Below are 12,573 nucleotides of genomic sequence, written 5' to 3'. Positions count from 1 at the left end.
GACGGTCACACCACGTGTAGTGCGGTGACCGTCCAGCCTGTTCCGTCTGTGTGGTCGATCCGACCTGCGACGGCAAATGTCTGCTTGCCTCGTGTGTACGTCGCACAGACTTCGGCGGTGCGCTCCGAAACCGCTTGAACGTGGGTGCGGTGAACGGCCGCGCCGCCCATCTTTCGGGCCGAATAGTCTGAAGCGTAAAGTCGCGCAACAACTTCCAGGACTCCTGGCGTAAGTACGCCGCTGAGCTGGCGTGGATTTCGTCGTCGGTCGACGGTTTCGAGAACCAGACGCAGTGATCGGTTCCAGAAGATGTCGGCACCTGCCAGCCGCGGTTCCGGAGCGTGAGTGAACCCGGTACTGGGCGATGTTCCGTTGTGTGGCGTCTTTCGCGGGCGACGCAGCGTCCGGTCTGTTCGGCACTGCGTCAGGTCTGGTCGGCACTGCGGCCGCGACAGCACGACGGTGTGCGCGTGAGGCTCGAATTGTGGTGCCGGCTCGAGAACAATTTTGCAGTCCTGCTCCATGACATCCCCCCCGGATGATCGTGCGTCCGAGTTGGACGACTCGGACTTTCGCTCCCCCGAGCGATGGTGAGAAGCATGACACGAAATGCTCGAGATGTCGCCGTGATCACCATCGCGACTTAGGGTGATGGCGTGCGGGGACTTCTGTTGGATGTCGGTGGCGTGCTGTTCGGTCCGGGATCGGATCTCGAGGGCTTGAGCGCGCTCGTGCGCGCTGTGAGGGCCCGCGGAATCGTGACGGGAATCGTCAGTAACGATCCCGGCGGCGCCAGTGCTCAGTGGTTGCGGGATCTCGGCGACGGGGTCTTGGTCGACGACGTGATCCTGTCCGGTGACGTGGAGATGGCGAAGCCGGATGCCGAGATCTATCTGCTGGCGGCGAGTCGGTTGGGCGTCGACCCGGGGGACTTCGTTTTCGTGGACGATCTCGAGGTCAACGTGCGCGCGGCGGTGGCCGTCGGGATGGTCGGCGTCCATCACGTCGGCTCGGAATCCACGATCGAGGAGTTGTCGATTCTGTTCGATCTGGGCGAAGGAGGGGACACGAAGCCATGGTGAACAGACTGACCACTCAGGACGCGGCTTTCTACTTCCTCGAAGCCGGGACGACGCCGATGCATGTCGGCTCGTTGGGGATTTTCAGGCAACTGCGAAACGGGATCGATCACGAGGAATTGCTTCGTCTGGTCGAAGATCGGCTCGGATCGGTTCCGCGGTACCGCCAGAGGGTTCGTGAGGTGGCGTTCGGCTTGGCCCGCCCGGTGTGGGTGGACGACTCGGATTTCGACATCACCTACCACGTACGCCGATCGGCTCTGCCGAAGCCCGGTTCAGACGAACAGCTGATGGATCTGATCGCCCGGCTGACGTCCAGACCGCTCGACAGCACGAGGCCGTTGTGGGAGATGTACCTGGTCGAGGGGCTGACCAGAAACAGATTTGCCATCTTCACGAAGTCTCATTCGTCGTTGGTCGACGGCGAAGCGGCTCCCGAAATCAGCCAGGTGATCTTCGATCCGGAGAAGAATCGAGCGCCCGGCCCAGAGGAACTGTGGATGCCGGCCAGGCCGCCGAGCGACACCAGTTTGTTGGTCAGTGCACTGGCAGACCTCGTGACGAGCCCGGGGGAGGGGATCGCACGGGCGCGTGCAACGTTCAACGACGTGACCACGTCTGTCACCGAGGCGGTCAGTGCACTCGGAAAACTTGCAGAAGTGGTTCGAACGGCGACGCAAGTGGCCCCGTCGAGCCCGCTCAACGCCACGATCTCGCGTAATCGACGCCTCGCGGTGGCCAAGACGTCTCTCGAGGACTACCGACGTATTCGGGCGAGGTACGGGTGCGAGATCAACGACGTGATTCTGACCGTCATCGCAGGTGCGATGCGGAACTGGCTGCTCTCGCGCGGCGAACCGGTGACCGAGGCGACCATTGTGCGGGCGATGGTTCCCATGTCGGTCTACACGGACGGCCCCGAGAGTCCCGACGTCGACGATCCGCAGGCGCCGGGACATGTTTCCTCGTTCCTGATCGACCTGCCTGTCGGTGAACCCAACGCGGTGGTTCGGCTCTCGCACGTTGCGCATGCGACGGAGGCGTTTGCACGCCAGGGCCGGCGGGTGACCGCACAGACGATGGTGCGGATGTCCGGGTTTGCGCCGGCGACGCTGCATGCGATGAGTTCACGCGCGGCCAGCAGTCTCTCGCAGCGAATGTTCAATCTGATGATCACCAACGCACCGGGTCCGCAGTTCCCGCTCTACCTCGGCGGGGCTCGGATGCTGGAGATGTATCCGGTGTCGCCACTGCTCAAGAATCAGACACTCAGCATCGCCCTGACGTCGTACGACGGAAATGTCTACTACGGTTTGAATGCCGACCGTGACGCGATGTCGGACGTCGACGTCGTTCGTTCGCTGATTTTCGAGTCACTCGAGGAATTGACGGATGCGAGTCGGTGACGAACGAACGAGCAGGGACGAACGAGCATGAAGGTGGTCTCATGAGGGTGTACGTGCCGGCGACGGTCGAGATTTTGCAGAAGTTGGTCGCAGATCAGGAGTTCGACCCGATGAGCCGGACGGCTTTTGCGGTCACCCCGACTCTTCGCGAGTCGTATGCGGCGGGGGACGACGACGAGTTGGCCGAGGTCGCGATGGGTGAGGCGGCGCGTGCGTCGCTGCGATTGATCGCCGGAACCGAGGGTGACGTCACCTTCCGTCGGGCCGTCGTCGCTGCCGACGTCGACGATGCGGACGTGAAACTGCGGCCCGATCTCGACGATTCGGTGGTTCGACTGGCAGGTCCTGTCACGATGGCTCAGGTTGCATCTGTGCATGTCGACCTCGAACAGGCAGAATCGGACATCGAGCGCGCTGCTGGCATAGTCGACGCGGCGGATCTCGGTGATGCCGATGCCGAGTTCACGCTCGGCGACGCGGAGGACCACGAGTTGGCGTGGTATGCCGCGCAGGAGTTGCCGTTCTTGCTCGACCTGCTGTGAATGTGCTTACTGTTAAGTAACCTACGGTACCGTAACCTGATAACCTACGGTACCGTAGGCAGTGGGTTCGGAAGGTGAGAGGTGGAGGTCTGATGGGTCTGAAGGACTGGATCGAGGCACCGGCAGCGTCGGTGGTTCCGGCAGCGCGGTCGAAGCTCAATCTGCTTCGCGGTGCGGCGGCTCGGCTGACCACACCATTGCTTCCCGACGACTATCTCCACCTCGCAAATCCGTTGTGGTCGGCCCGCGAGTTGCGTGGTCAGATCGTCGAAGTACGGCCCGAGACCACGGATTCGGCGACCATCGTCATCAAGCCGGGTTGGGGATTCGACTTCAACTACCAGCCGGGGCAGTACATCGGTATCGGCCTCCACATCGACGGTCGTTGGCATTGGCGCTCGTACTCCCTGACTTCTCCGCCCAACTGGGAGAACAAGCGCATCTCCATCGCGGTCAAGGCCATGCCCGAGGGCTTCCTGTCGAGCCACCTCGTCAGTGGCGCGGTCCCGTCGGGAACCATCGTTCGACTGGCCACGCCGTCCGGCAACTTCGCTCTGCCGGATCCGCCGCCGGAGAAGATCCTGTTCATCACTGCGGGCAGTGGCATCACTCCGGTCATGGGCATGTTGCGGACGATGAACCGTCGCGGGCAATTGCCCGACGTCATGCACATCCACTCGGCTCCGACGGAATCCGACGTCATGTTCGCCGACGAACTCACGGCGCTGCACGTCGAGCACGAGGACTTCGTCAGGCACGTCCAACTCACACGGCGTGACGGAAAGTTCAAACTCAGCTCTCTCGACACGGTCTGCCCCGATTGGCGCGAGCGCCACACCTGGGCGTGCGGACCGCTTCCGTTGCTCGACGAACTCGAGGATGTCTGGAAGGCGGAAGGTATCGAGGATCGCCTCCACATGGAGCGATTCGCGGTATCGCGCATCGACGCTTCGGCGGACGGCGGCACGGTCACGTTCGAGAAGTCGGGTAAGACGATCACCGTCGACGGCGCGACGACGCTTCTGGAGGCCGGCGAGCAGTCCGGTGCGTTGATGCCGTTCGGTTGCCGCATGGGCATCTGCCAGACGTGTGTCGTACCTCTCGTTGCCGGTCACGCGATCGATCTACGCTCGGGGAAACAGCACGCGGAGGGTGAGCGCATCCAGACGTGCATCTCCGCCGCCGCGGGCGACTGTACGCTGGACGCATAGCTTCTAGGCACACGGAGGACCACGGTGGCCATCACCGATATCAAAGAGTTTTCGCACCTCACCGAGGCCGATGTCGAAGCTCTCGGACGTGAACTCGATCAGATTCGACTCGACATCGAAGACTCTCGCGGAATCCGGGACGCCCGCTACATTCGTCGCGTCATTCGCGTGCAACGCGCGTTGGAGCTCGGCGGGCGTATCGCGCTGTTCGGCAGTCGGTATCGACCGGCGTGGCTGGTCGGTACAACCCTGCTGAGCCTGTCGAAGATCATCGAGAACATGGAACTCGGGCATAACGTCATGCACGGGCAATGGGACTGGATGAACGATCCCGAGATTCACTCGGTCTCGTGGGAGTGGGATCAGACCGGTCCTTCCGAGCACTGGAAGCGTGCACACAACTACCAGCACCACACGTACACCAACGTCGTAGGGATGGACGAGGATCTCGGTTTCGGGATTCTGCGTATGACGCGTGACGAGCCGTGGAAGCCGATCAACCTCTTCCAGCCGATCGCCAACGTGATCTTGGCGGCCACGTTCGAGTGGGGTATCGCGCTGCACGACCTCACAGCGGCAGCCGAGTTGGAGGGCGCGGAGAAGGGCCAACTGAACTCGCAGGCGAACAAAGACTTCGCGCGCAAGATCTTTCGTCAGGTCGGCAAAGACTTCATCTTGTTCCCGGCGCTGACGGGGCCGGCGTGGAAGTCGACCATGACGGCCAATGCCACCGCGAATCTCGTGCGCAACCTGTGGGCGTACGTCGTCATCTTCTGTGGCCACTTCCCGGACGGCGCGGAGAAGTTCACAGTTGCCGAATTCGAGCAGGAGACTCGTCACGAGTGGTACCTGCGCCAGATGCTCGGAAGTGCGAACTTCAATTCCGGCAAGCTCATGGGACTCATGAGTGGCAACCTGAGCTACCAGATCGAGCACCACGTGTTCCCTGATCTGCCGAGCAACCGCTACCCCGAGATTGCCGTGAAGATGCGTGCGCTGTGCGAGAAGTTCGATCTCCCGTACACCACCGGTTCGCTCTTCAAGCAGTACCTTCTGGCACTGCGCACGATCCACAAGCTGGCATTGCCGGACAAGTGGCTCACTGCGACCTCGGACAATGCTCCGGAAACGTCCTCGGAACTACGTTTCCGTGACTCGGGGTTCCGGGATGCAGCCATGGCGATGGTCGAGGACCTGCGTACCGATCCGGTCACCGGTAAGCGTCTGGGATTGTTGACTGCACTCAAGTCGCAGGCCCGTTCCCGCATGCCGAAGCGCCGGAAGTGATATAGGTTACATCGGGAAAAACCTAACCTACGGTGCCGTAAGTTACGCTACAGTAGGTGCAGTTGATCTGAACGATTCGAAATCATGATCGTTCTGCACTTACTACTTTGCGCCTAACTCACTGCTAGGAGGCTTTCCATGGCGATTGCAGATGTCAAGGAATACGCACATCTCACGGACGCTGACATCGAGGCGCTCGGCCGCGAACTCGACGCGATTCGTCGCGACATCGAGGAGTCGCGCGGCGAGAAGGACGCGCGCTACGTGCGCAACGTCATTCGCCTGCAGCGTTCGCTCGAAATCAGTGGCCGCGCAGTGCTTTTCGCCAGCCGTCGCCGTCCGGCGTGGCTCGCCGGAGTGGGCCTGCTGACGCTCTCGAAGATCATCGAGAACATGGAACTCGGGCACAACGTGATGCACGGGCAGTGGGACTGGATGAACGACCCGGAGATCCACTCCACCTCGTGGGAGTGGGACGTCACCGGCCCGTCTGCGCACTGGAAGCAGACCCACAACTACCTGCATCACAAGTACACCAACGTCCTCGGAATGGACGACGACGTCGGATACGGGCTCCTCCGCGTCACCCGCGATCAGCGGTGGAAGCCCTTCAACGCCGGCAACCTGGTCTACAACACCCTGCTCGCCCTGTTCTTCGAGTACGGCATCGCTGCTCAGCACCTCGAGCTGGGCAAGGTGGCCAAGGGCCGCGCCGACAAGGAAGAGACGCAGCGCAAGCTCCGTGAGGTCGGCGAGAAGATCGGCAAGCAGGTCCTGCGCGACTACGTCATCTACCCGGCCATCACCGGCCCGGCGTGGAAGAGCACGTTGTCGGCCAACTTCACCGCCAACACCCTGCGGAACGTGTGGACCAACGCGGTCATCTTCTGCGGCCACTTCCCGGACGGCGCCGAGAAGTTCACCAAGGAAGACATCGACAAGGAAACGCAGGCTCAGTGGTACCTGCGCCAGATGCTCGGCAGCGCCAACATCGAGGGCAGCGCGCTCATGGACTTCATGACGGGCAACCTGAGCTACCAGATCGAGCATCACCTGTTCCCCGATCTGCCCAGCAACCGCTACAAGGACATTGCGGTCACGGTGCGTCAGCTCGCGGACAAGTACGACCTGCCGTACACGACGGGCCCGCTTGCCGTGCAGTACGCCAAGTCGTGGCGCACCATCGCCAAGCTGTCGCTGCCCAACAAGTACCTCAAGGACACCGTCGACAATGCGCCCGAGACGGCGTCGGAGCGGATGTTCGACGGGGATCCGACGTCGACTGTGGATCCCGTGACCGGGCGTCGTAGCGGCCTCAAGAGCGCCATCGCACGTAAGCGTAAGAGTGGAAAGCTGCGCAGCCTCCTCGGCCTGCGCTGATTCCCGATTTCGCTGACAAGAGGCCCGACACCATTCGATGGTGTCGGGCCGCTTTTCTTGCGCGGTCTTGCTCAGTACTGATCGTTGGACTTGATCGCTTCCAGCAGTTGTCGCACAGCGACGACGCGCCGTGCGGATTTGCCCTCCAGTAGGTCGAGCTTGCATTCGGGATCCGCCGGCGGACCCAGGTGCGTGCATCCGCGCGGGCAATCCTCGATGGCCGCGGCCAGGTCCGAGAACGCCGCCACCACGTTCTCGGGTGAGATGTGCGCCAGACCGAACGAACGGATGCCGGGGGTGTCGATCACCCAGCCGCCACCGGCTAGGGGGAGCGCCACCGATTGGGTCGACGTGTGCCGCCCCTTGCCGACGCCGGACACGATGCCGACCGCCCGATTGGCGTCGGGGACAAGGCGATTGACCAGTGTCGACTTTCCGACGCCGGAATGCCCGATCAGGGCGGTCAACTTGTGCTCGAGGATCTGGGTCAGTTCGTCGAGGGGGTCGTCACGGCCGGCGACGACCACTTGGATGTCGAGGTCGGCGAAAGTGCTCGCGAATTCCTCGGGTGGTTCGAGGTCGCTCTTGGTCAGGCAGACGATCGGCGTCAGGCCACCCACGTAGGCGGCGACCAGTGCGCGCTCGACAAAGCCGGTGCGCGGTGGGGGATCCGCGAGTGCCACGACGATGAGCAACTGCTCGGCGTTCGCGACGACGATGCGTTCGAAGGGATCGGTGTCGTCGGCTGTTCGGCGCAGAACCGTTGAACGCTCGGAGACCCGGATGATGCGAGCGAGGGTGTCGGTTTTGCCCGACAGGTCGCCGACAATGTCCACCTGATCGCCGACGACGATGGGGGTGCGGCCCAGCTCGCGGGCGCGCATCGTCACGATCAGCCGGTCGGGATCGCCGCCCAGGACGCAACCCCAACGGCCACGATCTTTCGAGACCACCATTCCCGATTCAGCCGATAGGTGTTCGGGCCGAGTCTTCGTACGGGGGCGTGATCCGCGTCCAGGGCGTACCCGGACGTCGGACTCGTCGTACTGCCGCGGAGTCAGAAGCTTGCCTTCGGCGTCGCGGTCGAACTTTCGAGCATGTCGACCCACATGTTCTCGAAGCCGGGCAACGTCTTGGCGGTGGTTCCGACGTCGTCGACCTCGACGCCGTCGACGACCAGGCCGATGATGGCACCGGCTGTCGCCATGCGGTGGTCGGCGTACGAGAGCCATTGTCCGCCATGGAGTTCCGTGGGGACGATGGTCAGTCCGTCGTCGGTTTCGGTGACGGAGCCGCCGAGCTTGTTGATCTCGTCGGCTAGGGCGGCCAGACGGTCGGTCTCGTGCCCGCGCAGGTGCGCGATACCTCGTAGGTGCGAGGTGCCCTCGGCGAGAGCGGCCAGTGCCGCGACGGTGGGGGTGAGTTCTCCCTCGTCGTGGAGGTCGATGTCGATGCCGCGCAATTTCTCCGGACCGCGAACAGTCAGCACGCCGTCGGCAAGAGTGACGTCGGCGCCCATCGACGCGAGGATCCCGCGGATCGCATCACCAGGCTGTGTCGTCGACGACGGCCACATCGGGACACTGACGGTTCCTCCGGTGACTGCGGCAGCGGCCAGGAACGGTGTGGCGTTGGAGAGATCGGGTTCGATCGCCCAGTCCACGGCGCGTACGGGCCCCGGTGCCACTCGCCAGGTGTCCGCGTCGCCACCCGTGGCGGGCGTCGTCACGGAAATGCCGGCCTGCCTGAGCATTTCGACGGTCATGTCGATGTGCGGCATGGAGGGAACCGGCTTGCCGTCGTGATGGACGGTGACACCCTCCTCGAAGGCGGCGGCTGAGAGGAGGAGACCGGAGACGAACTGCGACGAACCGGATGCGTCGATGGTGACCGTCCCGCCGCGTAGGGATCCGGTTCCGGAAACGGTGAACGGGAGTGCGTCACCCTCGATGTGTGCGCCGAGTCCGCGCAGTGCCTCCAGGATGGTGCCGAGAGGTCGTGTGCGTGCCTGCTCGTCGCCGTCGAAGTGGACGATTCCGTCGGCCATCGCGGCGAGCGGCGGCAGGAAGCGCATGACGGTGCCGGCGAGTCCGCAGTCGACGTCTCCGCCGCGGAGGGGACCGGGAACTACTCGAAGTGTGGTCGGATCGCCGGCTTCCTCGACGCCGATACCGAGGTCGCGCAAAGCGGCGATCATCAGGTCTGCGTCTCGACTGCGGAGTGCACCCGTGATCGTGGAGGGGCCATCCGCCAGCGCGGCCAGAATCAGAGCTCGATTGGTGATGGACTTGGATCCGGGCAGCGTCACCACTGCATCGACGGGTGCTTGGGCCCTCGGGGCGCTCCACAGACTCAGACTCACATGGTCCATCTTCTCTCATCGGTGGGGGAATGGTCGAAACCGTGCCACCCTGGGTGTCATGTGCGGAAGGTATGCGACCACAGCGGACCCGGCCACCCTGGCGGTGGAACTCGATGCGCTCGACGAGACCGACCACTCGGCGCCCGTCGAAGCCGACTACAACGTGGCTCCGACGACCGAGGTGTTGACCGTCGTGGAACGCCACGATCGGGAAAACCCCGACAGCGATCCGACCAAGAGGATTCGGCGGATGCGCTGGGGATTGGTGCCCTCGTGGACCAAGGAACTGGGTAAAGGCCCAGTCCTGTTCAACGCGCGTGCCGACTCGTTGGCGGACAAGCCCGCGTTTCGGACCGCGTTCAAGTTCAAGCGTTGCCTGGTCCCGATGGACGGGTGGTACGAGTGGCAGACCGAGGCCACTGGCGGGAAAAAGGCAGCGAAGATTCCTTACTACATGCACCCCGACGACGGATCACGGCTGTTCATGGCTGGTGTGTGGTCTGCCTGGCGAGACCCGAAGGTCGAGAATGCGAGCCCCGTCCTGAGCTGCTCGATCGTCACAGTCGACTCACTCGGTCATCTGGAGCAGGTTCACGACCGGATGCCCCTAGCCCTGCCTCGTGACCGCTGGGAGGCGTGGCTCGATCCCGACAACACCGTCGATTCGGCCCTGCTCGAACCGACCCCGGACCTTTTCGAGCGGATCGACATCGCTCGAGTCCGGCCGCTGGTCAACAGTGTCAAGAACAACGGACACGAATTGATCGAGCCGGACATCGACCGTGCCGGAGAGCAGATCAGTCTGCTCTAGCGGTCAGCCGAGAGACCAGGTGACGGTCACTTCGAACGAAACCTGCTGGGTTCCCGGGGCGAGAACGATGTCGGACATCGAGGCGTCGCCGGGAGCGCGCATGGTCTGGCCACCGCTCGTGTCGTGCGCCTCGGTGATGGTCACGACGTTCTTCAATGACGTACCCGACAGATCCGCGTACTGCTCGGCACGGTTCTTCGCGTCCTCGAAAGCCCGAGTGCGTGCGTCGGCCAGAAGCTGGGAGTTGTCGTCGATGGCGAAGGCGACGTTGCCGAGTCGCGCTGCGTTTCCACCCGCCGCGATACCGGCGTCCAGGACACCTGAAGCCTTGTCGAGATCGCGGACGACGATCCGTACCGAGTTGGTTGCCCGGTAGCCCGTCACGTTGCCGCCGACGAACGGCCCACCACTGGCGTCGTACTGCGGCTGAACCGACAGATCGCTTGTCTGCACGTCCTCGGCGGCCACGCCGGCATCGACTATCGCGTCGATCATCTGGCGGGCCTTGTCATTCGACTCGGAAACCGCTCCCGATACATCCGCGGCGACAACCTCGATGCCGATGTCCGCATTGAGGATGTCCGGCGCCCCGCGGACCTGTCCTGATCCGACCACCGTGACTTCCTTGCCGGCGCTGTCGGAACTCCCGCAGGCCGTCAACGAGACGGTGAGGGCAGCGGCTGCAGCGGTCAGTGCAAAAATTTTCACGGGTGGACGCTTGGTTTGTGGACGCATGAACAGACCGTAGCGACCGGATCCTCAGCCCGCGGTGATTTGTGCGGTGACCGCGCCGCTCAGCTGAGCAAGGTCGGCCGGAGCCAGTTCGATTTCGAGGCCGCGTCGTCCGGCACTACAGAGAACCCGATCCCAGTCGAGAGCCGAGGCGTCGATCACGGTCGGCAGCTTCTTGCGTTGGCCGAGCGGTGAGATACCACCGAAGACGTAGCCGCTCGAGCGCTCGGCTTCGGCGCGATCTGCCATGACGGCTTTGCTTGCGCCGAGGGCAGCGGCCGCAGCTTTGAGTGAGAGTTTGTCCGGTACCGGCAGAACCGCGACGGCGAGCTTGCCCGTGTCGAGTTTGACGACCAAGGTCTTGAAGATCTGGGCGGCCTCGACGCCTACCAACTCGGCCAGCGCCGTGACCGCCTCGTCGCCGAACGATTCGGCGCGGGGGTCGTGGTCGTAGCTGTGAACGCGGTGCGGTGTCTTCGACTTGCCGAGCAGTGCGGTTGCAGGGGTCGCTGTTCCAGCCATGACGAAGACCTTAGGTGGACCCCTCTATAAGGACTCCGACCAGGCCGGGAACAGAGTCGCAGACTCCCGTGTTGGTAACAGTTGATGAAACTTGTCCCGAGAAGCGAAGGAGCGACCGTGCTGGCTGTGTGTGAGCCACCACCGGCCCGTGGGTCGGATCTTCAGTTGGCGGTAACCTTGATCCCTACGGCTAGTGAAGGGATCAGAGTGCTGGAACACGACCGGCCCAAGGACGAACCGTCGGAGGTTTCCGAACCTGTCGATGGTGCGGTGTCCGAAACGCCCGAAACTGCGGATGAGTTGATTGCCCGGTTCGAGCGTGACGCGCTCCCGTTGCTCGACCAGTTGTACGGCGCTGCACTGCGCATGACGAGGAACCCGGCTGATGCCGAAGACCTGGTGCAGGAGACGTACGTCAAGGCGTACACGGCTTTCCGATCGTTCCGTGCCGGTACCAACCTGAAAGCCTGGCTGTACCGGATTCTCACCAACACCTACATCAACTCGTACCGCAAGAAGCAGCGCCAACCCGCGCAGTATCCGACGGACGAGATCACCGACTGGCAGTTGGCCGCCACCGCAGAGCACACGTCCACCGGGCTGCGTTCGGCCGAGGTGGAGGCTCTCGACGCGCTGCCGGACGACGACATCAAGGCGGCGCTGCAGTCGCTGCCCGAGGAATTCCGGATGGCGGTGTACTACGCCGACGTCGAAGGATTCCCGTACAAGGAGATCGCGGAGATCATGGGCACACCCATCGGAACGGTGATGTCACGGCTGCATCGTGGTCGTAAGCAATTGCGTGGTCTCTTGGCCGATGTCGCCAAAGATCGTGGATTCAATCGGGACGGCGCAGTCGACACGGCCACGGCCGGCGCAGCCACCGAGGCGGAAGGTGTCAAACGATGAGTGAGCAGGACGAATTCGAAAGGCTCGACTGCTCGGCAGTCATCGCCGACGTCTGGTTGATGCTCGACGGTGAATGCGACGATTCCAGTCGCGCTCGTCTGCAACGTCATATCGACGACTGCGGATCGTGCCTCGAGGCCTACGGGATCGAGGAGAAGGTCAAGAGCCTGATCAACCGTAAGTGCGGCGGGGATCACGCACCGGAAAGCCTGCGTCAGCGGCTCACCGTCGAATTGCGTCGGACCATCGTCATCACGACTACCGAAACCGACAGCTAGCCCGTCAGCGAAGATCTGAGGGGCAGTAGTCGGAAGGCAGTAACGCCGAGGGGC

Annotated in this window: 14 protein-coding genes; 9 read left to right on the top strand and 5 right to left on the bottom strand. The window is 63.1% G+C overall.

Annotation, left to right across the window (positions count from 1 at the left end; translation table 11 throughout):
• Window positions 1-5: 5 nt before the first annotated feature.
• The gene (locus ACFQ6H_RS20855) at window positions 6-524 is read right to left on the bottom strand and encodes an Rv3235 family protein (RefSeq protein WP_378544893.1); all 519 of its coding nucleotides are present in this window, start codon (window positions 522-524) and stop codon (window positions 6-8) included.
• Window positions 525-656: 132 nt separating this feature from the next.
• On the opposite strand from ACFQ6H_RS20855, the gene ACFQ6H_RS20850 reads away from it, so the two are divergent.
• The 6 genes from ACFQ6H_RS20850 to ACFQ6H_RS20825 all read left to right on the top strand — a co-directional run bounded on the left by ACFQ6H_RS20850 (window position 657) and on the right by ACFQ6H_RS20825 (window position 6,905).
• Window positions 657-1,082 carry an HAD-IA family hydrolase gene (locus tag ACFQ6H_RS20850; RefSeq protein WP_378544890.1) on the top strand — a complete coding sequence of 142 codons (426 nt, stop codon included), beginning with the start codon at window positions 657-659 and terminating at the stop codon, window positions 1,080-1,082.
• Window positions 1,076-2,485 carry a wax ester/triacylglycerol synthase family O-acyltransferase gene (locus ACFQ6H_RS20845; protein WP_378447610.1) on the top strand — a complete coding sequence of 470 codons (1,410 nt, stop codon included), beginning with the start codon at window positions 1,076-1,078 and terminating at the stop codon, window positions 2,483-2,485. The genes ACFQ6H_RS20850 and ACFQ6H_RS20845 overlap by 7 nt, the downstream gene beginning before the upstream one ends.
• Window positions 2,486-2,526: 41 nt before the next feature.
• Entirely contained in the window at window positions 2,527-3,027 is a 501-nt protein-coding gene (locus ACFQ6H_RS20840; RefSeq protein ID WP_020969223.1) for a DUF6912 family protein, read from the top strand.
• 92 nt (window positions 3,028-3,119) lie between these two features.
• Entirely contained in the window at window positions 3,120-4,238 is a 1,119-nt protein-coding gene (locus ACFQ6H_RS20835; protein WP_378648296.1) for a ferredoxin reductase, read from the top strand.
• Window positions 4,239-4,262: 24 nt separating this feature from the next.
• Window positions 4,263-5,525 (top strand): acyl-CoA desaturase, encoded by a 1,263-nt coding sequence (locus ACFQ6H_RS20830; RefSeq protein WP_020907111.1) that lies wholly within the window; start codon window positions 4,263-4,265, stop codon window positions 5,523-5,525.
• A gap of 138 nt (window positions 5,526-5,663) precedes the next feature.
• Complete coding sequence (locus ACFQ6H_RS20825; protein ID WP_378447609.1) at window positions 5,664-6,905, top strand: fatty acid desaturase family protein; 1,242 nt, start codon at window positions 5,664-5,666, stop codon at window positions 6,903-6,905.
• Window positions 6,906-6,976: 71 nt separating this feature from the next.
• Here the strand turns inward: ACFQ6H_RS20825 and rsgA are convergent, their stop codons facing one another.
• Together rsgA and aroA are read right to left on the bottom strand one after the other, a co-directional pair.
• Window positions 6,977-8,014, bottom strand: a complete 1,038-nt coding sequence (rsgA, locus tag ACFQ6H_RS20820; protein ID WP_378447608.1) for a ribosome small subunit-dependent GTPase A — start codon at window positions 8,012-8,014, stop codon at window positions 6,977-6,979.
• A complete protein-coding gene (gene aroA, locus ACFQ6H_RS20815) occupies window positions 7,963-9,276 on the bottom strand; it encodes a 3-phosphoshikimate 1-carboxyvinyltransferase (RefSeq protein ID WP_378648294.1) in 1,314 nt (437 codons plus the stop codon). The genes rsgA and aroA overlap by 52 nt, the downstream gene beginning before the upstream one ends.
• Before the next feature lie 49 nt (window positions 9,277-9,325).
• On the opposite strand from aroA, the gene ACFQ6H_RS20810 reads away from it, so the two are divergent.
• Window positions 9,326-10,078, top strand: coding sequence for an SOS response-associated peptidase (locus ACFQ6H_RS20810; protein WP_378534046.1), 753 nt, complete (start codon window positions 9,326-9,328; stop codon window positions 10,076-10,078).
• 3 nt (window positions 10,079-10,081) lie between these two features.
• Here ACFQ6H_RS20810 and ACFQ6H_RS20805 read toward each other — a convergent pair whose 3' ends face one another.
• Window positions 10,082-10,813: an SIMPL domain-containing protein gene (locus ACFQ6H_RS20805; RefSeq protein ID WP_378648292.1), complete on the bottom strand. Its 732-nt coding sequence runs from the start codon at window positions 10,811-10,813 to the stop codon at window positions 10,082-10,084.
• Window positions 10,814-10,837: 24 nt separating this feature from the next.
• Window positions 10,838-11,332, bottom strand: coding sequence for a Cys-tRNA(Pro) deacylase (ybaK, locus tag ACFQ6H_RS20800; protein ID WP_378447604.1), 495 nt, complete (start codon window positions 11,330-11,332; stop codon window positions 10,838-10,840).
• A 207-nt stretch (window positions 11,333-11,539) separates the two neighbouring features.
• Between ybaK and ACFQ6H_RS20795 the strand changes: the two genes are divergently transcribed.
• The gene (locus ACFQ6H_RS20795; RefSeq protein WP_378447603.1) at window positions 11,540-12,241 is read left to right on the top strand and encodes a sigma-70 family RNA polymerase sigma factor; all 702 of its coding nucleotides are present in this window, start codon (window positions 11,540-11,542) and stop codon (window positions 12,239-12,241) included.
• On the top strand, window positions 12,238-12,519 hold the full coding sequence (rsrA, locus tag ACFQ6H_RS20790; RefSeq protein ID WP_003940722.1) for a mycothiol system anti-sigma-R factor: 282 nt from the start codon (window positions 12,238-12,240) through the stop codon (window positions 12,517-12,519). The genes ACFQ6H_RS20795 and rsrA overlap by 4 nt, the downstream gene beginning before the upstream one ends.
• Window positions 12,520-12,573 lie beyond the last annotated feature (54 nt).

Source organism: Rhodococcus sp. NPDC056506, assembly GCF_042794945.1.
In the GTDB taxonomy this organism is placed as follows: Bacteria; Actinomycetota; Actinomycetes; order Mycobacteriales; family Mycobacteriaceae; genus Rhodococcus_F.
The sequence above is the reverse complement of the archived record's forward strand: the minus strand, read 5'-3'. Positions and strand labels throughout refer to the sequence as shown.

Bases quoted from the DNA above. Each gene is read 5' to 3' on its own strand.
- ACFQ6H_RS20810 (WP_378534046.1), top strand. From the start codon at position 9,326: ATGTGCGGAAGGTATGCGACCACAGCGGACCCGGCCACCCTGGCGGTG.
- rsrA (WP_003940722.1), top strand. From the start codon at position 12,238: ATGAGTGAGCAGGACGAATTCGAAAGGCTCGACTGCTCGGCAGTCATC.
- ACFQ6H_RS20805 (WP_378648292.1), bottom strand. From the start codon at position 10,813: ATGCGTCCACAAACCAAGCGTCCACCCGTGAAAATTTTTGCACTGACC.
- ACFQ6H_RS20835 (WP_378648296.1), top strand. From the start codon at position 3,120: ATGGGTCTGAAGGACTGGATCGAGGCACCGGCAGCGTCGGTGGTTCCG.
- ACFQ6H_RS20855 (WP_378544893.1), bottom strand. From the start codon at position 524: ATGGAGCAGGACTGCAAAATTGTTCTCGAGCCGGCACCACAATTCGAG.
- ybaK (WP_378447604.1), bottom strand. From the start codon at position 11,332: ATGGCTGGAACAGCGACCCCTGCAACCGCACTGCTCGGCAAGTCGAAG.
- ACFQ6H_RS20845 (WP_378447610.1), top strand. From the start codon at position 1,076: ATGGTGAACAGACTGACCACTCAGGACGCGGCTTTCTACTTCCTCGAA.
- ACFQ6H_RS20840 (WP_020969223.1), top strand. From the start codon at position 2,527: ATGAGGGTGTACGTGCCGGCGACGGTCGAGATTTTGCAGAAGTTGGTC.
- ACFQ6H_RS20825 (WP_378447609.1), top strand. From the start codon at position 5,664: ATGGCGATTGCAGATGTCAAGGAATACGCACATCTCACGGACGCTGAC.
- aroA (WP_378648294.1), bottom strand. From the start codon at position 9,276: ATGGACCATGTGAGTCTGAGTCTGTGGAGCGCCCCGAGGGCCCAAGCA.